This is a genomic window from Cupriavidus sp. DL-D2, assembly GCF_039710735.1.
Classification (GTDB): domain Bacteria; phylum Pseudomonadota; class Gammaproteobacteria; order Burkholderiales; family Burkholderiaceae; genus Cupriavidus.
Genome location: NZ_JBDKXK010000004.1, coordinates 43,883 through 62,232, shown reverse-complemented (window position 1 = coordinate 62,232; position 18,350 = coordinate 43,883). Strand labels below are relative to the sequence as shown.

The following is an 18,350-nucleotide window of genomic DNA, read 5'->3' as shown; positions in this document are numbered from 1 at the left end:
ATGGCGTAGGTGCCATGCCGGGTATCAAGCCGCCTGACCGGTCGCTATACTGGGCGTTTCGCGTCGTTGCCGCACCGCGTCACGCCAGTCTTGCCTTGCCCTTGTTTGGTGAGGATCTGCTGGCAGGGCCGGTTCCGTGTGATCGTAAGATAGCCGATGCCATCTGACCGGGTTGTCGCGCCGGCGACAATTCCGGGTTAATCCCTACGGGAGCCCGATGCCTGCCGCTTCAAGCCACGACTTCATCGACCGCTGCGCCTGGGCGGTCGACCTCAGCCCCGAGCAACGCGAGCGTGTCAAACGCGTGACTACGGTGCGCGAGTACGCACAAGGCGACTACGTCTGTCACAAGGGTGAAATGGCCGAGCACTGGCTCGGCGTGGTCGAAGGCATCGTGAAGATCACCACGGTGTCGCCTTCGGGCAAGTCGGTCACCTTCACGGGCGTCCCCACCGGCGGCTGGTTCGGCGAAGGCGCCGTCCTCAAATCGGAAATCCGCAAATACGACGTGATGGCCTTGCGCCGCTCACGCATCGCCTTTGTCCCGCGCGACACTTTTCAGTGGTTGCTGGATACCAGCCTGCCCTTCACGCGCTTCCTGCTGATGCAGTTCAACGAACGGCTCGGACAATTCATCGCGGCCGTGGAATACGAACGCCTGCTTGATATCGATTCGCGCGTGGCACGCGCGGTGTCATCGCTGTTCAACGAACACCTGTATCCGAGCCTGGGCAATACGATCGAGATTTCGCAGGAAGAGATTGGACTGCTCGCGGGGATTTCGCGGCAACGCGCGAATCAGGCACTGAAGGTGCTGGAGCAGCAGGGGCTGGTGCGGGTGGACTACGGGGTGATCGTGGTGCTGGATCTGGAGGGGTTAAGGCAGTATGGGGAGTGATTATTTTCCCCTGCTGGTTTAGCTCCCCTCTCCCGCCTTGCGGGAGAGGGGTTGGGGGAGAGGGCTAGAGGCTCTGCTTGCCGACTTGTCGCAATTTGAACTGCTGGCCCTCTCCCCCGCCCCTCTCCCGCTCGCGGGAGAGGGGAGAAAACCGAGTGGGATAGTCAGGTCTTACTTGCTATAAACATAAACCCCCCGTCCCGTCTTCCGCCCCAAATACCCCGCAGCCACCATCTCGCGCATCAGCATCGCGGGCCGATACTTCGGATCAGCAAACTCGGTGTACAGCACCTCCATCACCGCGAGCATCGTATCCAGACCAATCATGTCGGCCAGCGCCAGCGGGCCGATCGGATGGTTGCAGCCGAGCTTCATGCCTTCGTCGATTTCCTCGGGCGATGCCAGGCCTTCGCCCAGCACGCAGAACGCCTCGTTGATCATCGGGCAGAGGATGCGGTTGACCACGAAGCCCGGGCTGTTCTTCACCGTGATCGGGTACTTGCCGAGCTGCTTCGACAAGGCTTCCACGTCGGCGTGCGCGGCGTCGCTGGTTTGCAGGCCGCGGATCAGTTCGACCAGCGCCATCATCGGCACCGGATTGAAGAAGTGCATACCGATGAAGCGGTCGGCGCGTTGCGTCACGGCAGCCAGCTTCGTGATCGAGATCGACGAGGTGTTCGACGCGATGATCACGTCCGGGCCCACGATGCTGTCGATCTGCTTGAGGATCTTGACCTTGAGATCATAGTTCTCGGTAGCGGCCTCGATCACGATATCGGCGCGCTTCAGATCTTCATACGCCGTGCTGCCCTGGATGCGCGACAGCGCCGCAGCCTTGTCGGCCTCGGTGGCCTTTTCCTTCTTGATCAGCCGATCCAGGCTGCCCGCCACGGTCGCGATGCCCTTCTGCACCGCTGCGTCGCTGATATCCACCATCACCACGTCGAGGCCGGACACCGCGCATGCCTGCGCAATACCGTTGCCCATCGTGCCCGCCCCTACGATACCCACTGTCCTGATTGCCATGTCTCGCTTCCTTTGTTTGTCAGATATCAATCGATTCCATTCGATGCCGATTCAGGCGCCCTGCTTCGCCAGCGTGGCCGCCACGCGTTCGGCATGCGCCTTGAGCACTTCCATCTTCTGCTGGTCGCGCGCGTGACCGCGCAGCGACTGGTCCGCGTAGCGCGGCACGATGTGGAAATGCACATGCGGCACGGTCTGCCCTGCAGCCGCGCCGTTGAACTGGCTGATCACCACGCCATCGGGCGCAAACGTTTCGCGCACCGCGCGGGCCACGATCTGCGTGGCGCGGATGGCGGCCGCTGCACCGGCTTCGGACAAACCGAAGATGTCCACCGCCGGCTCCTTCGGCACCACCAGCGTGTGGCCGTCGGATTGCGGCATGATGTCCATGAACGCGATGGTGTCCGCGTCCTCGTAGACCTTGAAGCAGGGAAGTTCGCCGCGCAGAATGCGGGCAAAGATGTTGTTGCTGTCGTACTCGGCTTGCATGGTGATTGTCTAATGGATGCACGCTTGCGGAAACGCTGAGTGTATCCCCAGCGCCCCGCCGCGTGAACCACCTGCACAGCCTTCCGATGCTCTGGCAAGCCTACATATTGCGTCGATACTGACCGCCAACCTCGAACAGCGCATGCGTGATCTGCCCCAGCGAGCACACGCGCACAGCGTCCATCAGCACGGCGAATACATTGCCGTTGTCGATCACCGTCTGGCGCAGGCGGTCGAGCATCGCCGATGCATCTGCCGAATGGCCGCCCTGAAATTCCGCCAGGCGGGTCAACTGACTCTGTTTCTCTTCATCGCTTGATCGCGCAAGCTCCAGCGTCTGCGGCGTGGGATCTCCATTCGGATTGCGGAACGTGTTCACGCCGATGATCGGCAGCGTACCGTCGTGCTTGAGTTGCTCGTAATACAGCGACTCCTCCTGGATCTTGCCGCGCTGGTAGCCCGTCTCCATCGCCCCGAGCACGCCGCCGCGCTCGGCAATGCGCTCGAACTCCTGCAGCACGGCTTCTTCCACCAAGTCCGTCAATTCCTCGATCAGGAAGCTGCCCTGGTTCGGGTTCTCGCACTTGGCTACGCCCCACTCGCGATTGATGATCAACTGGATGGCCAGCGCGCGGCGCACGGACTCCGCCGTTGGCGTGGTGATGGCCTCGTCATACGCATTCGTGTGCAGCGAATTGCAGTTGTCGTAGATCGCGATCAGCGCCTGCAGCGTGGTGCGGATATCGTTGAAGTCGATCTCCTGCGCGTGCAGCGAACGGCCCGATGTCTGGATGTGGTACTTGAGCTTCTGGCTACGCTCGTTGGCACCGTACTTGTCGCGCATCGTCACGGCCCAGATGCGGCGTGCCACGCGGCCCAGCACGCTGTACTCGGGGTCCATGCCGTTCGAGAAGAAGAACGACAGGTTCGGCGCGAAGTCATCGATATGCATGCCGCGCGCGAGGTAGGCCTCCACATACGTGAAGCCATTCGCCAGCGTGAAGGCGAGTTGCGATACCGGGTTCGCACCGGCCTCGGCGATGTGATATCCCGAGATCGACACCGAGTAGAAATTGCGCACCTGATGGTGGACAAAGTACTCCTGGATATCGCCCATCACCTTCAGCGAAAACTCCGTCGAGAAGATGCAAGTGTTCTGGCCCTGATCTTCCTTGAGGATGTCCGCCTGCACCGTGCCGCGCACGTTTTGCAGCACCCACGCGCGAATCTTCGCTTCCTCGTCGGCAGTGGGCTCGCGACGGTTGTCGGCGCGGAACTTGTCGAGTTGCTGATCGATGGCGGTGTTCATGAACATCGCGAGGATCGTCGGCGCAGGGCCGTTGATCGTCATCGATACCGAGGTGCTGGGGCTGGTCAGGTCGAAGCCGTCGTAGAGCACCTTCATGTCGTCGAGCGTGGCAATCGACACGCCCGAGTTGCCGACCTTGCCGTAGATGTCGGGCCGCTCGTGCGGGTCTTCGCCGTAGAGCGTGACCGAATCGAATGCGGTGGAGAGCCGCTTGGCGTCCATGCCTTCCGATACGAGCTTGAAGCGGCGATTGGTGCGGAACGCATCGCCCTCGCCCGCGAACATGCGCGTAGGGTCTTCGCCCTCGCGCTTGAATGCGAACACGCCAGCGGTGTACGGGAAACTGCCGGGCACGTTCTCGCGCATCAGCCACTTCAGCACTTCACCATCGTCCTCGAAGCGCGGCAGCACCACCTTGCGGATCTTCGTTCCAGAGAGCGTCGTGGTGATCAAACCCGTGCGGATTTCCTTGTCGCGGATTTTGACCACGTATTCGTCGCCGCTGTACGCATCCTGCATCTGCGGCCACATCGCCAGCAGCTTGCGCTCCACGGCGCCGAGCGAGGCATCGCGCTCCGTGGCGAGCGATTCAAGTGCCTGACCATCGGCATCATGGTTCGACGCCTTGAGCATGCTGTGCGCCGCACGCAGTTGCTGACGTTCGCGCGCCGTGCGGCTCTGGGCCGCCACGCGACGATGATAGCCGCGCACGGTATCGGCCAGCTCGGCCAGATAGCGGCCACGCGCGGGCGGCACGATCACGTTCTGGCCGGTGGAGATGCGGCCCGGCAACTTCGGCAACATACCCGCCTTGAATACGAGACCGCGCGTGCCCAGTGCCTCGGCCAATCCCTGATACAGCATGGTCACGCCATCATCGTTGAAGCGCGATGCCTGCGTACCATACACCGGCATGTCCTCGGCCTTGCTGTGCCATTGCTCGCGATTGCGCAGCACCTGCTTGGCCACGTCGCGCCACGCATCCTGCGCGCCCTTGCGGTCGAACTTGTTGATGGCGACGAAATCGGCGAAGTCGAGCATGTCGATCTTCTCCAACTGGCTTGCCGCGCCAAACTCGGGCGTCATCACGTACAGCGACAGTTCCACGTGCGGCACGATGGCGGCATCGCCCTGCCCGATGCCGGACGTCTCCACGATCACCAGATCGAACGATGCGGCCTTGCATGCGGCGATCACATCGGGCAATGCCTGCGAGATTTCAGAACCCGCCTCGCGCGTGGCGAGCGAGCGCATGAAGATCTGCGGATGGTTGATCGCGTTCATGCGGATGCGGTCGCCGAGCAGCGCGCCGCCCGACTTGCGGCGCGACGGATCGATCGAGATCACCGCAATCGACAACGCATCCTGCTGATCGAGCCGGAAGCGGCGAATCAGTTCATCGGTCAGCGACGACTTACCGGCACCACCCGTGCCTGTGATACCGAGCACCGGCGTGGTGGCGGTCTTGGCGCGGTCGTGCAGTGCACTTACCAGCGCCGGCGCAGCCTTTCCGTTCTCCAGCGCGGTAATCAGTTGTGCGAGTGCGCGACGATCACCTGCGGCCACGGCATCGAGCGTGGACGGCGCGTAACGCGTGAGATCGATATCGCAGCGCTGCACCATATCGGCAATCATGCCCATCAGGCCCAGCCGCTGGCCGTCCTCGGGGCTGTAGATGCGCGCCACGCCGTACGCCTGCAATTCGCGGATCTCTTCGGGCACGATCACGCCGCCGCCGCCACCGAACACCTGGATGTGTTCGCCGCCGTGCTCGCGCAGCAGATCGATCATGTACTTGAAGTATTCGACGTGGCCACCCTGGTAGCTGGAGATGGCAATCCCCTGCACGTCTTCCTGCAGCGCTGCGGTCACCACCTCATGCACAGACCGGTTGTGGCCCAGGTGAATCACCTCGCAGCCATGGGACTGGAGGATGCGCCGCATGATGTTGATCGACGCATCGTGGCCGTCGAACAGCGACGCGGCGGTGACAAAACGCACCTTGTTGGCCGGGCCGCTGCCTGCGGTCGCCTTGGAATGGGCGGCCGCTGTCCTGCTCACATCGGAAAGATCAGTCATTGTCTCCACCGCTCGTTATGTGGCTGGCTGCCCGCTTGCGGCTGACGTGTGCGTAGCACGACACGTCTGCGGTTCTGACGACCGCACTCACAGGGGCCGGACGATTATATGACGTTTACGTTAACGTAAGTCGAGGGGCGCGGGTAAGCACCGATCGATGCTACGGATGACGTCAAACGCTTCCACATCATCGTGGCACGGCGACGGGATTCAGGAAAGACCGACGAGAAACGAGGAGGAAAGGAGAAGGGCCCGGAGACCGCGCCCGCGCCGCGGGAGGTCGGCGAAGGTGATGCATGCGGCTCCGGATCCCAGGAGAACGGTAGGAGAAGGGTTTCAGGCGCTGGCTTGCGGGCAATCGCCAAACGCGTCGGTCTTGCGCGCATTCCAGCGACGCGCGAGTTGGCGGGCGATGAACACCGCGCGACGCATCGACCACGGCGCCGGGACTTCAGTCAGCAGGAATCGCGCGATGTCCGTTTCCGCGGACAACCACACGCGGTCACCTTCGGTCAGCGCGCGGGTATCGCCCGGCTTCAGCCAGATATCGGCCAGTTGACCTTCCACGGTCAGCCAGAGGCGACCTTCGAGCGCAGTCACGCTCTGGCCGTGGCGGGCGCGCCAGCTCACGGGCTGGCCGGGATCGTCGAGTTCGAATGTCCTGAGTTCACGCATGGGCGTCTCCTTAAGGTGCCCGGCGCTGCGTGGCCTGTCATGGAAAGCCGAGGGGGCGCTGCGCCATGGCTGTATTTATCCACGGCGCGCACTACAATCCCATGCACAGTTCCGAACAGTTTTCGAAGTACTGTTCAGTAGTTTTTACTGACAGTTGCTCGCCAGTGCCCCCGCCCCCGCTCCTATGAAGCTCATTCTCGACCCCTCCACCGGCGTGCCGCTCACCGAGCAGATCGTGCTCGGCGTGAAGTCGTGGATCTCGTCCCGCGAAGCCACGCCGGGCGCGCGCCTGCCTTCGATTCGCGCACTGGCTGCCGAACACGGCATCAGCCGCTTTCCCGTGATCGAAGCCTATGACCGTCTGGTCTCGCAAGGCTTGGTCGATTCGCGCCAGGGGTCGGGCTTCTATGTGGCCGAGAGCGCGCTGGCCGGTCGCAGCGGACGCGGCTGGTCGGACCCCAGCCTCGCCGAAGATCTGTCGCTGCACATCATCGACCAGTTCCACCATCCCAGCGGCACGCTGAAACTCGCGGGCGGCTTCGTGCCCGAGGAATGGCGCGATGTGGAAGGACTGACGCAGGCCATCCGCCACATCACGCGTCACGACATCGACAGCGTGATCCACTACGCCACACCGCTCGGCCATCCGGAACTGCGCAAGCATGTGCTGACGCGCGTGCGTCAGGTGGGCGTGCAGGCCGATCTGTCCCAGGTGCTGATCACCTCGGGCGCGAGCCAGGCACTCGACCTGATCGTGCGCCATCTGCTGAAGCCGGGCGATACGGTCTTTGTGGAAGACCCCGGTTACTACAACCTCTTCGGCCTGCTGCGCATGCATGGCGTGCAACTCGTTGGCGTGCCGCACACGCCAAACGGTCCCGACCCGGAAGCGTGCGAGCGCCTGCTGCGCGAGCACAAGCCCAAGCTGTTCTTCACCAACAGCATCCTGCAGAATCCCACCGGCTCCACGCTCGCGCCGCCCGTGGCATTCCGTCTGCTCGAACTCGCGCGCAAGCACAACTTCCGATTCGTGGAAGACGATATCTTCTCGGACTTCCAGCTCAACTTCACCGATCGACTCGCCACGCTCGACCAGCTTGAACACGTCATCTACATCGGCGGATTTTCGAAGACGGTGTCTGCCGCGCTGCGCGTGGGTTATGTCGTGGCCGACAAGACGCTGATCAAGGACCTGATCGATGTGAAGGTGCTGACGAGCGTTGCGGGATCGCACTTCGCGGAGGCCGTGACCGCGACGATGCTGGAGCGCGGCGCCTATCGCAAATATGTGGAACGGTTGCGCGTACGCACGCGCGAGGTGACGGCCGATGCGGTGAAGATTCTCGACCAGTACAACTGGGAAGTGTTCTGCGAGCCGGCCGGTGGCAACTTCCTGTGGGCACGGCCACGCGGCATCGAGGACTCGCGCGAGATCGTGACGATGGCCGAACGCTATGGCATCTCGCTGGCGCCGGGACATTTCTTCCGCCCCGGTGGCGAGACCTCGGCCTGGGTGCGCATCAACTCCGCCTATGCCGGCGATGCCCGCTCGCGTGCGTTCTTCGACGAAGCGGGCAGCCGGTAACCTGACGTCCCTCCCTCTTCATGGAAGGAGGGACTGTGCCCTTATGTCGGACGCTTGCACTCCAGGACCGTCATGCCGTGCTGCACGCCAGCCGCTGCGTTCAGGCGCCATGGCATCACGACGATATGGCCATCGCCCACACCGTCGCCGATGCTCAAGGTGTATTCGATCGGCCTGGTGGGCGTGCTGGTCATCATGCCCACGAAGGTTGTGCCCCCGATCATCGTGAATGTGTGGTTGAACGTGACCGGCGTCGCATTGCCGTCTACCTGCGTCAGGACCAGGTTGGCGCTCACGGAAATCACGCCATCGGCGATGGTCATCGTCGACGTGCCTGCCATCGTCTCGCCCTTGCCCCTTGCAGTTCGCGGCGAGGTGATGTGCGGCGTGCACGTCAGCGTGCCATCGGCCTTGGCCTGCGCCGGGCGGTTGAACACGGCGTAGGACACGCCATTCGGCGTCGAGACTTCCCTGTTCCCATCGCTATCCTGGACCTTGCCGACCCAGTTGCCCATCGCAAAGGACGCGTTGCCCGCAATGCCACCGACGCCACCGCTGCTCGTGCTGTACGTGCTCAGCGCGGGGAATGTGCCATTCGCGGCCTGCTTCGCGCCACCCAGCGCGCCAACCCGCGTATCGAGTCCGACCGCCGCGAAGCGGGCATCGCTGCCTTCCACGAACGATGCTTCCACCGCGCCCACCACCACGCTCGACGCTGGCTGCGTACCGCTCGATGTACCACCCGATGTACCGCTCGATGTACCACCCGACGGGCCACTGGTAATCGTCGTTCCCGGACCGTCGTCGCCACCACCGCAAGCCACCAGCGCCATTGCGCACAGCGCCACCGCGCCCAGGCGCATTACCTTTGCTTCAAGCTTCACGTTGCATTCCCAATAATTTCCCTCGCACGCAGGGCGCGGAACATCGTGGCCGGGGGAGTTACGGCAGATCCGGCGCCGTACGATGGGAAAGGATTCCCCTTGCCGCCAGGGTCGATCAGTGATCGCCATGGACGGGCCGCGCAAGCGTAGCGATGGAGCAACGGCAGGAGCTTGAGGCGCGTCAAACGCAACGTTGGGGATTGCAATCTGAGGTAATTGGCAACGACGGCAACAAAAAAAAGCGCTCCATCAAGGAGCGCCTTTCCACTTGAAGTGGGAGGATGGCTACTTCGCCACCGGCATCGTAAATTCCGCACCCTTCGCGATGCTGTCCGGCCAGCGCTGCATCACGCTCTTGTAGCGCGTGTAGAAGCGCACGCCTTCTTCGCCGTACGCGTGATGATCGCCGAACAGCGAGCGCTTCCAGCCGCCGAACGAGTGCCACGCCATCGGCACCGGAATCGGTACGTTGATGCCGACCATGCCGACCTGGATCTGGCGCGCGAAGGCACGGGCGATACCGCCGTCGCTGGTGTAGCACGACACGCCGTTGCCGAACTCGTGCGCGTTGATCAGCGATACGGCTTCGGCAAAATCATGCACGCGCACTACCGACAGCACCGGACCGAAGATCTCTTCCTTGTAGATCGTCATGTCCGGCTTCACGTTGTCGAACAGCGTGCCGCCGACAAAGAAGCCATTGTCGTGGCCGTCCACCTTGTGGCCGCGTCCATCGATCACCAGCTTGGCACCCTCTGCCACGCCCTTGGCAATGTAGCCCTCGACCTTGGCCTTGTGCGCGGCCGTGACCAGCGGGCCCATCTCGGCATCGTCTTCCATGCCGTTGCGGATCTTCAGCGCGGCAGCACGCTCTGCCAGACGCGGCACGAGCTTGTCGGCCACGTCGCCCACGGCCACCGCCACCGAGATCGCCATGCAACGCTCACCTGCGGAGCCGTACGCGGCACCGATCAGTGCATCCACCGCCTGATCGAGATCCGCATCGGGCATCACGACGAGGTGATTCTTTGCGCCGCCCAGTGCCTGCACGCGCTTGCCGTGCTTCGTGCCTTCCGTGTAGATGTACTCGGCAATCGGCGTGGAGCCGACGAACGACAGCGCCTGCACGTCGGGATGCGCCAGCAGCGCATCGACAGCGGTCTTGTCGCCCTGCACCACGTTAAACACGCCATCGGGCAGACCGGCCTGCTTGAGCAGATCGGCGATCAGCAGGCTTGGCGACGGGTCACGCTCAGACGGCTTCAGCACGAACGTGTTGCCGCAGGCCAGCGCCACCGGGAACATCCACATCGGCACCATCACCGGGAAGTTGAACGGCGTGATGCCGGCCACCACGCCCAGCGGCTGGCGCAGATTCCAGTTGTCGATGCCACCGCCAATGTTGTCGGTGAAGTCGGTCTTGAGCAGGTTGGGAATGCCGCAGGCAAACTCCACCACTTCGATGCCGCGCGTGACTTCGCCCTTGGCATCCGAGAACACCTTGCCGTGCTCGCGCGTGATCAGCGCGGCCAGATCGTCGTGATGGCGGTCCAGCAGCTCCTTGAACTTGAAGAGGATGCGCGCGCGGCGCAGCGGCGGCATTTCTGCCCAGGCAGGCCAGGCGGCCTTGGCTGCGGCCACGGCTGCCGCCACATCGTCGGCGGTGCCCATGGCCACGCGTGCGGCCACGTCGCCGGTGGCCGGGTTGAACACATCGGCAAAGCGATCGGTGGCGGCGCGCTGCACGGTGCCGCCGATGTAGTGGTGGATTTCGGCGATCTGCCGGTTTTCTGCGATGTTCACTGCGGTCTTCCTCTCGGTGTCTCGGGGTGTGCCGTTCTTGCGGGCAGGTCTTACTGGATGCTCTGCAGCGCCTGCTTCACGGTGTCGAACAACTTGTCGATCTCGGACTCGGAAATGATCAGCGGCGGCGAGAACGCCAGGATGTCGCCGGTGTAGCGTACCAGCACGCCCAGTTCGAAGCACTTCAGGAACGCCTCGTAGGCGCGCGCACCCGGTGCGCCGGGACGCGATTCCAGTTCCACGCCCGCCACCATGCCGAGGTTGCGAATGTCCTTCACGTGCGGCGCATCGCGCAGGCCATGCACGGCAGCCTCGAACTTCGGTGCCATCTCCGCAGCGCGTTCGAACAGCTTGTCGCGCTTGTAGAGGTCGAGCGTGGCGATACACGCGGCCATGGCCAGCGGATGGCCCGAGTACGTGTAGCCGTGCGGCAGTTCGATGCCACCCTGCGGCGCGGCATTGACCACGGCGTCGTGCACCTCGCGGCGCACGGCCACGGCACCCATCGGCACGGCGGCATTGTTGATGGCCTTGGCCATCGTGATCAGGTCCGGCGTGACCTTCAGGCGCTCGGCAGCGGTGGCCGCGCCAAGACGGCCGAATGCCGTGATGACCTCGTCGAAGATCAGCAGGATGCCGTGCTTGCTCGTGATCTCGCGCAGCTTTTCCAGATAGCCCACGGGCGGGATCAGCACGCCAGCGGAACCTGCCATCGGTTCGACGATCACGGCGGCAATGTTCGATGCATCGTGCAGCGCCACCAGACGCTCCAGTTCATCGGCGAGATGCGCGCCCCATTGCGGCTGGCCCTTCGAGAACGCCGCCTCGGCGATGTTCAGCGTGGCCGGCAGGTGATCGGTGCCGGGCATCACGTTGGCCGACCACATCTTGCGGTTCGGGCCGATGCCGCCCACGCCCAGGCCGCCAAAGCCCACGCCGTGATAGCCGCGCTCGCGACCGATGATGCGCGTGCGCGTGCCTTCGCCGCGAGCGCGGTGATAGGCCAGCGCGATCTTCAGCGCCGTATCGACCGATTCCGAACCCGAGTTCGTGAAGAAGATGCGATCCAGCCCCTTCGGCATCAGCGCCGCCACCTTGGTCGCTGCTTCGAATTCAAGCGGATGCCCCATCTGGAACGGCGGCGCGTAGTCCAGCGTGGCCGCCTGCTGCGCGATGGCTTCCACGATCTCCTTGCGTGCATGACCAGCCGCCACGCACCACAGACCGGCGCAGCCATCGAGGATCTCGCGGCCATCGTGCGTCGTGTAGTACATGCCGTTGGCCGACGCCAGCAGGCGCGGCGCGCTCTTGTACTGGCGATTGGCCGTAAAGGGCATCCACAAGGCTTCGAGATCGGGAATCACGGTCTTGGCGGCGTCCATACTTTCTCCTGTTCGCAATGCGCGGGGCGTGGCGGCATGCCACGGATTGGGCAACTCTACCGGCGGGGTCCGAACTCAAGAATATACGGTCTCCACGGCTCCGCCTGACCGTACAGGTCAAGATGCCCAGACCGTACAGATGCAACGCATGGCGAATCCGGCTCCGCAGTTGCACGACACCCGCTGTTACATCGATGAAACAGCCGATTCACGCTGCGGCGCGTCAAATTTCCCCCATCGCCACCCGGCCTGCCACAAGCCATTACACTGTACAGGTTTCGATTTTCCCGAGCGCCGCATGCTCAACCTGAATCTTGTCCGCAGCCGCCGTGGCGGTGAAACCCTGACCGAGCAGATCGTGGCAGCCATCGCCGCCATGGTCGATCAGCGCGCGCTGCGTGCTGGCACCGCGCTGCCTTCGGTGCGGCGTCTGGCGCAGCAGCACAACGTCAGCACCTTCACGGTGGCCGAAGCCTATGGCCGGCTGACGGCATTGGGCTATCTGGCGGCGCGCCCCGGCTCGGGCTACACGGTGGCCCATCGCCACACGCCTTCGGGTCATGCACGCGCGCCGCACTGGGAGGTGCCCGGACTTAACGCAGCGTGGCTGCTCTCCGATGTATTCGCCGATCACTCCGTGCCGATCAAGGCGGGCGCGGGCTGGCTGCCGGGGGACTGGCTCAACGAGGAAGGTTTGCATCAGGCCATGCGCAGTGCATCGCGCGTGCCGGCCGCGCAGGTGTCCGGCTATGGCCACCCCTACGGATTCGGCGCGCTGCGCGAGCACATCGCCACGCATCTGAGCCAGTACGGCATGCCCGTGCAGTCGCAGCAGGTGGTGCTGACGCAGGGCGCCACGCAGGCACTGGACCTCGTGGTCCGCACATTATTGCGACCGGGCGATACCGTGCTCGTGGAAGCCCCTTGCTACTGCAACCTGCTACAGATCCTGCGGCTGGCCGGGCTGCGTGCCATCGGCGTGCCACGCACCGCAGCGGGCCTCGACACCGATGCGCTCGAAGATGCCATCCGCCAGCACAGCCCGCGCGCGCTGTTCGTCAACACGGTGCTGCAGAATCCCACCGGCGCCAGCCTGACCAGCATGAACGCGTTCCGCGTGCTGCAACTGGCCGAGCAGCATCGGCTGCTTGTGGTCGAAGACGATATCTATCGCGAACTCGCCCCCGCCGGCTCACCGATGCTGGCGGCCATGGATGGCTTGTCGCAAGTGGTCTACGTGAACGGATTTTCGAAGACGATCGCGCCGTCGCTGCGCGTGGGCTATCTGGCGGCCAGCCCTGACCTTGCCAAGGCATTCGCGCGCACCAAGATGGCGGTCGGACTGACCTCGTCGGAAGTCACCGAGCGGCTCGTGTATTCGGTACTGACCAGCGGTCACTATGGGCGGCATGTGGCGGCGCTGGCCGAACGGCTACGCGCGCAACAGGATCACGTGTCGGAAAAGATGGAAGCGCATGGGCTGGAAATCATGCTTCGGCCCGAAGGCGGCATGTTCACATGGGCGCGACTGGCGCCGGGGCACGATGGCGTCGCCGTGAGCGGCAATCACCTGGCCACGCTGGCGCTGGAGCACGGTATCTGGCTGGCGCCGGGCGCGTATTTCGATCCCGCGGAAGCAGACTCGCCGTGGATCCGGTTCAACGTGGCCACCAGCGACGCCCCCGAGTTGTGGGCGTTCTTCGATGCCGTCCGCAGCGGCGGGACCGCGATGGTCCGCGCCGCCTGACGGCTGGCAGTTCTGCGCAGGCGCTCAGAAGCGGTAGCGCACGTAACCCGTATAGAAGTTGCTGCCCGGGTTGGGTTCCTTGATCCCGGCATTGGAGATGTGCTGGAAGCGGAAGCCCACTTCGGTGGCGGCGTTCTTGCCGAAGCCCACACCTACGCCGAGCATGTCCGAGAACTGGAACGCACTGCCCATCCGATGTTCATCGGACGTGCCCGCGTGGCTCAGCACGCGCAGGCCTACCGATCCCTCGACGAACGGCACGAAGTAGCCGCCGCGCTTTTCCACGCGCAGGATTGGCGAAATACCGAATTCGACCAGATTCTGCTGGTTGGTGCCGCCACGCGTATCCCAGCCAGCCAGGTTCACTTCGGCCTGCAGGCGGAACAGCCAGCCCTGCGGATTGCCATACTGGATCGGCGTGTTGAAGTTGATGCCGACTTCGTACTTGTTGACGTCATGGCTCGTGTCACGGCCATAGGCCACATGTACGGCGGGGTGTTTCCAGCCCACCAGCTCCTCGGCGCTGGCCGCCGAACTGGCACCCGCCACCAATGCGGCAGCGGCCACGGTTCGGCCCAGGAGCTTCATGCGGGAACGTGGGGCAGTAGACATGTTTCGTTCTTGTTGTGCTTTCTTCATGTTGAAAGGCATCGAAGAGAGAGGGCTCGGAAAAACAACGCACTCGACACGCCCTCGCCCGTCCCTTCCATTCGGCAGCGGGGAACGCGGGTCAGGCCCAGAGCCGCTCCACCAGCCAGCCTGCGGCAACACAAAGGCCGAGCCAGACAGCGAGGCAGCTTGCAATAAATCGGTACGTCATTGTTTGTATGAACAGCAGGTGGGGATTTTTTGAACGAATTTTCGCCGCGCATTATACATGCATCCATGAATGTATGTAACGATCGCGGCACGTTTCACCGCGGCGCATTGCACATGCATCTGATTCGTCAGAAAACTCCCGCCAGCCATAATGCCAGCCCGCGCGGAATGCTGCAGACGGAAGAAACGCCTGCGTCTCTCGTGATTTCGGCGAATGGACAAAATGTGAAAAGGCCAGCGCCTGGCGCGCTTTGGCCCGGAGCGGTGCTCCAGAGGCGAGCCGGTCCCATGCGGGACCCGCCGAAATGACTTTGGTATCAGATATTTACGATGCCGTGCCGCGCAGGAAGGGCAGCACTTCGGCAAGCAACTGCTCGGGGATTTCCTCGGCGATGTAGTGCCCGCAGGGCAGTGCATGGCCAGTCACCAGCCGCGCCACCTTGCGCCACTCTTCGAGCGGCTGGAAACACTTTCCGACCGCACCGTCGCGTCCCCACAACGCCAGCATCTCGCATTCGACACCACGGCCCGCCTCGATATCGGCGCGGTCGTGCTCCAGATCGATGCCGGCGCTGGCGCGGTAGTCTTCACAAAGCCCATGCGCCGCGCCCGGCAGACGCAGGCAACGCTCGTACTCGGCCAGCGCCTCTGCGGTGAACGGCGCCAGGCCCGCGCTGCGGCTGCCCATGGTCTGCTGCAGGTACTGGGCCGGGTCGGCCTCGATCAGCGTCTCCGGGAACGGCGCGGGACGGATCAGGAAGAACCAGTGATAGTAGGCACGCGCAAAGGCCTCGTTGGTCTGCGCATACATCGCCAGCGTGGGCGCGATATCGAGCGTGACCAACTTCTCGACGGCCTGCGGATGATCCACGGCCAGCCGATGCGCCACGCGCGCGCCGCGATCGTGCGCGAGCACGCGGAATCGCTCGAAGCCAAGCTGGCGCATCACGGCCAACTGGTCGGCCGCCATGACGCGCTTGCTGTAGTTGCTGTGGTCGGCCACGCCGGCGGGCTTGCCGCTGTCCCCGTAGCCGCGCAGGTCGGTGGCCACCACGGTGAAATGCCGCGCCAGTTCGCCCACTACCTTGTGCCAGATGACGTGAGTCTGCGGATGACCGTGCAGCAACAGCAGCGGCGGCCCTTCTCCGCCCACCACGGCGTGGATCGGCACACCGTCATGATCGATACGATGCGTGGCAAATCCTTCAAACATCGGCGTCTCCTGGAATTGTGGGGATGGCCTGTGGCCTGGGCAGCAGTCTATCCGCGAATTCCACCGCTATTGATTCGTGCGACGCAAGTCATTCGAGCCTGCGATTCATGAAAATGCCGGCGCGGGCGGCGACGGGAACGCCCTCTTACCCGCAGGGTCGTCAAGAAGCAAACTTCACGGGGCTGATACGCTCCGGACTGACACCCCCGATTCTCAAGAGATTCCTCATGCACTCGCACAACCTGTCCGCGTGGACCCACTCTCACGTCTTCGACACCGGCAACCAGGCTGCCGAACGCGGCACGCGCCTGGTGATGTGGATCACGCTGGCGATGATGGCGATCGAGATCGCCGCCGGGCTCGGCTTCAACTCGATGGCGCTGCTGGCCGACGGCTGGCACATGAGTTCGCACGCCGTGGCCATTGGGCTATCAGCCTTCGCCTATGCGGCCGCACGCAAGCTCGCGCACGATGCACGGTTCACGTTCGGCACGTGGAAGATCGAAGTGCTCGCCGCGTTTGCCAGCGCGGTGTTCCTGCTGGGCGTGGCGGGTCTGATGATCTTCGGATCGGTGGAGCGGCTGCTGAGTCCCGAACCGATTCACTACCGCGAGGCGATGGTCGTCACGGCCATTGGCCTGCTGGTGAACCTGGGCTGCGCGATGATCCTTGGCGGGGCTCATCATCATGGACACGATCACGGGCACGACCATCACGGCCACGCGCATGACCACGGCCATCACCATCATCACGACATCAACCTGCGCGCCGCCTACCTGCACGTGGTAGCAGACGCCGCCACTTCGCTGCTCGCCATCGTGGCACTGGCCGGCGGCTGGTGGCTCGGCTGGAGCTGGCTCGATCCGGTGATGGGCCTTGTGGGTGCGGTGCTGGTGGGACGCTGGGCCATCGGCCTGCTGCGCCAGAGCGGCACTGTGTTGCTCGACCGCGAAATGGACCATCCCGTGGTGGAAGAAGTCCGCGAGGTGCTGGCGGAGTTTGCCGAAGGCGAGGAAGGCACGCGCATCGCAGACCTGCACGTCTGGCGCGTAGGCCGCGAACAGTTCGCCTGCATCGCCAGCCTGGTCACGCATGACACCACGCTGACGCCGCAGCGCGTGCGGCAGGCGCTATCGGTGCATGAGGAACTGGTGCACGTGAGTGTGGAGATTAATTTTTGCGCCACAGTGCACTAGCGGCTTTCTCCCCTTTCCCGCACCATTCTTTCTCCCCTCTCCCGCGCGCGGGAGAGGGGTTGGGGGAGAGGGCGAGCGCTCGCGAACCGAGATGCTTGTTCGTAGCTTGAAACGCTTACCCTCTCCCCCGCCCCTCTCCCGCAAGCGGGAGACGGGAGAAAGACAGAGGCGGGAGAGGGGTACGAACTGACACACGCAGCCGCTCAAGGCATCAACAAAATCGCCCCCGTCGTCTCCCTGCGCTCCGCGGCCTCATGCGCACGCGCCACATCGGCCAGCGGAAAGCGCGCACCGATATCCACCTTCACATGACCTGCCGCGATGGCATCGAACAGATCCTTCGCGTTGGCGCGGAACCGCGCGGCATCCGCGTTGTGCGGAAATACCGATGGCCGCGTCAGGAACAGGCAGCCTTTCTTGTTCAATAGTTCAGGCTCGATGGCCGGTGCCGGTCCCGATGCCGCGCCGTACAGCACCACCATCCCGAACGTCTGCGCGCAATCCAGCGAGCCGAGGAACGTGTCCTTGCCCACCGCGTCGTAGACCACGGTCACGCCGCGCCCATCCGTGGCATCGCGCACCTGCTTGACCCAGTCGCCATGGCTGTAGTCGATGGCGATATCGCACCCGGCCGCCCGCGCACGCTCGCACTTGGCCGGCGAGCCGGCGGTGCCAATCACGCGCGCGCCCAGCGCCTTCGCCCATCCGCTCAGGATCTGGCCCACGCCACCCGCCGCCGCATGCACCAGCACGGTATCGCCCGGCTTCACGGCGTGGGTATGGCGCACCAGATACTGCGCCGTCATACCCTTGAAGATCGTCGCGGCGGCCTGTTCGTCGGTGACGGTGTCGGGCAGCTTCACGAGCTTGTCCACCGGCACGTTGCGTCCTTCGGAATACGCACCCAGGCCCGCGTTCATGTAGGCCACGCGATCTCCCACGGCGACATCGGCCACGCCCTCACCCACCGCCTCCACCACGCCAGCCGCCTCGAAGCCCAGCCCGGTGCCAGCCGGCAACGGATAGGTGCCGCGACGCTGATAGATATCGATGAAGTTGAAACCGATCGCCGTATGCCGTACGCGTGCCTCGCCTGGGGCGGGGGCCGGCAACTCTACCGATTCGAGCCGCATGACCTGCGGCTGGCCGAATTCGTGAAGGCGGATGGCGCGGACAGCAGTCGGCATGGGGTCTCCTCGATGCGCGTTGGCAGAATTTGTGAGCCCCGATTATTGATGCAATTCC

14 protein-coding genes are annotated in these 18,350 nt (G+C 63.9%); 4 read left to right on the top strand and 10 right to left on the bottom strand.

The genetic code is table 11. The features are described from left to right. Positions 1-217 precede the first annotated feature (217 nt). Positions 218-898, top strand: coding sequence for a Crp/Fnr family transcriptional regulator (locus ABDB81_RS03170; protein WP_137926962.1), 681 nt, complete (start codon positions 218-220; stop codon positions 896-898). 171 nt (positions 899-1,069) lie between these two features. Here the strand turns inward: ABDB81_RS03170 and ABDB81_RS03165 are convergent, their stop codons facing one another. The 4 genes from ABDB81_RS03165 to ABDB81_RS03150 all read right to left on the bottom strand — a co-directional run bounded on the left by ABDB81_RS03165 (position 1,070) and on the right by ABDB81_RS03150 (position 6,476). Continuing rightward, entirely contained in the window at positions 1,070-1,924 is an 855-nt protein-coding gene (locus ABDB81_RS03165) for a 3-hydroxybutyryl-CoA dehydrogenase (RefSeq protein WP_137926963.1), read from the bottom strand. Positions 1,925-1,975: 51 nt separating this feature from the next. Then, the gene (locus ABDB81_RS03160) at positions 1,976-2,413 is read right to left on the bottom strand and encodes an HIT family protein (protein WP_137926964.1); all 438 of its coding nucleotides are present in this window, start codon (positions 2,411-2,413) and stop codon (positions 1,976-1,978) included. A gap of 100 nt (positions 2,414-2,513) precedes the next feature. Beyond that, positions 2,514-5,801 (bottom strand): fused isobutyryl-CoA mutase/GTPase IcmF, encoded by a 3,288-nt coding sequence (gene icmF / locus ABDB81_RS03155; protein WP_346809759.1) that lies wholly within the window; start codon positions 5,799-5,801, stop codon positions 2,514-2,516. A 336-nt stretch (positions 5,802-6,137) separates the two neighbouring features. Then, complete coding sequence (locus ABDB81_RS03150) at positions 6,138-6,476, bottom strand: DUF2917 domain-containing protein (protein ID WP_346809757.1); 339 nt, start codon at positions 6,474-6,476, stop codon at positions 6,138-6,140. Positions 6,477-6,660: 184 nt separating this feature from the next. Between ABDB81_RS03150 and ABDB81_RS03145 the strand changes: the two genes are divergently transcribed. Next, complete coding sequence (locus ABDB81_RS03145) at positions 6,661-8,061, top strand: PLP-dependent aminotransferase family protein (RefSeq protein ID WP_346809755.1); 1,401 nt, start codon at positions 6,661-6,663, stop codon at positions 8,059-8,061. Positions 8,062-8,102: 41 nt separating this feature from the next. Here the strand turns inward: ABDB81_RS03145 and ABDB81_RS03140 are convergent, their stop codons facing one another. From ABDB81_RS03140 to ABDB81_RS03130, 3 genes are all read right to left on the bottom strand, one after another. Then, positions 8,103-8,945: a hypothetical protein gene (locus tag ABDB81_RS03140; RefSeq protein ID WP_346809753.1), complete on the bottom strand. Its 843-nt coding sequence runs from the start codon at positions 8,943-8,945 to the stop codon at positions 8,103-8,105. 285 nt (positions 8,946-9,230) lie between these two features. Then, positions 9,231-10,748 (bottom strand): CoA-acylating methylmalonate-semialdehyde dehydrogenase, encoded by a 1,518-nt coding sequence (locus ABDB81_RS03135; RefSeq protein WP_346809751.1) that lies wholly within the window; start codon positions 10,746-10,748, stop codon positions 9,231-9,233. Positions 10,749-10,798: 50 nt separating this feature from the next. After that, the gene (locus ABDB81_RS03130; protein WP_160471280.1) at positions 10,799-12,130 is read right to left on the bottom strand and encodes an aspartate aminotransferase family protein; all 1,332 of its coding nucleotides are present in this window, start codon (positions 12,128-12,130) and stop codon (positions 10,799-10,801) included. 298 nt (positions 12,131-12,428) lie between these two features. Between ABDB81_RS03130 and ABDB81_RS03125 the strand changes: the two genes are divergently transcribed. Next, positions 12,429-13,877, top strand: a complete 1,449-nt coding sequence (locus tag ABDB81_RS03125; protein WP_346809749.1) for a PLP-dependent aminotransferase family protein — start codon at positions 12,429-12,431, stop codon at positions 13,875-13,877. 24 nt (positions 13,878-13,901) lie between these two features. Here the strand turns inward: ABDB81_RS03125 and ABDB81_RS03120 are convergent, their stop codons facing one another. Both ABDB81_RS03120 and ABDB81_RS03115 read right to left on the bottom strand, forming a co-directional pair. Next, the gene (locus ABDB81_RS03120; RefSeq protein WP_249359564.1) at positions 13,902-14,489 is read right to left on the bottom strand and encodes an acyloxyacyl hydrolase; all 588 of its coding nucleotides are present in this window, start codon (positions 14,487-14,489) and stop codon (positions 13,902-13,904) included. Positions 14,490-15,021: 532 nt separating this feature from the next. Then, positions 15,022-15,909 (bottom strand): alpha/beta hydrolase, encoded by an 888-nt coding sequence (locus ABDB81_RS03115; protein WP_346809747.1) that lies wholly within the window; start codon positions 15,907-15,909, stop codon positions 15,022-15,024. Positions 15,910-16,136: 227 nt separating this feature from the next. On the opposite strand from ABDB81_RS03115, the gene dmeF reads away from it, so the two are divergent. Beyond that, a complete protein-coding gene (dmeF, locus tag ABDB81_RS03110) occupies positions 16,137-17,105 on the top strand; it encodes a CDF family Co(II)/Ni(II) efflux transporter DmeF (protein WP_160471275.1) in 969 nt (322 codons plus the stop codon). Between the two features lie 203 nt (positions 17,106-17,308). Here the strand turns inward: dmeF and ABDB81_RS03105 are convergent, their stop codons facing one another. Continuing rightward, positions 17,309-18,292 carry a quinone oxidoreductase gene (locus ABDB81_RS03105; protein WP_346809744.1) on the bottom strand — a complete coding sequence of 328 codons (984 nt, stop codon included), beginning with the start codon at positions 18,290-18,292 and terminating at the stop codon, positions 17,309-17,311. Between the last annotated feature and the right edge of the window lie 58 nt (positions 18,293-18,350).

Bases quoted from the DNA above. Each gene is read 5' to 3' on its own strand.
- ABDB81_RS03170 (WP_137926962.1), top strand. From the start codon at position 218: ATGCCTGCCGCTTCAAGCCACGACTTCATCGACCGCTGCGCCTGGGCG.
- ABDB81_RS03165 (WP_137926963.1), bottom strand. From the start codon at position 1,924: ATGGCAATCAGGACAGTGGGTATCGTAGGGGCGGGCACGATGGGCAAC.
- ABDB81_RS03160 (WP_137926964.1), bottom strand. From the start codon at position 2,413: ATGCAAGCCGAGTACGACAGCAACAACATCTTTGCCCGCATTCTGCGC.
- icmF (WP_346809759.1), bottom strand. From the start codon at position 5,801: ATGACTGATCTTTCCGATGTGAGCAGGACAGCGGCCGCCCATTCCAAG.
- ABDB81_RS03150 (WP_346809757.1), bottom strand. From the start codon at position 6,476: ATGCGTGAACTCAGGACATTCGAACTCGACGATCCCGGCCAGCCCGTG.
- ABDB81_RS03145 (WP_346809755.1), top strand. From the start codon at position 6,661: ATGAAGCTCATTCTCGACCCCTCCACCGGCGTGCCGCTCACCGAGCAG.
- ABDB81_RS03130 (WP_160471280.1), bottom strand. From the start codon at position 12,130: ATGGACGCCGCCAAGACCGTGATTCCCGATCTCGAAGCCTTGTGGATG.
- ABDB81_RS03125 (WP_346809749.1), top strand. From the start codon at position 12,429: ATGCTCAACCTGAATCTTGTCCGCAGCCGCCGTGGCGGTGAAACCCTG.
- ABDB81_RS03120 (WP_249359564.1), bottom strand. From the start codon at position 14,489: ATGTCTACTGCCCCACGTTCCCGCATGAAGCTCCTGGGCCGAACCGTG.
- ABDB81_RS03115 (WP_346809747.1), bottom strand. From the start codon at position 15,909: ATGTTTGAAGGATTTGCCACGCATCGTATCGATCATGACGGTGTGCCG.
- dmeF (WP_160471275.1), top strand. From the start codon at position 16,137: ATGCACTCGCACAACCTGTCCGCGTGGACCCACTCTCACGTCTTCGAC.
- ABDB81_RS03105 (WP_346809744.1), bottom strand. From the start codon at position 18,292: ATGCCGACTGCTGTCCGCGCCATCCGCCTTCACGAATTCGGCCAGCCG.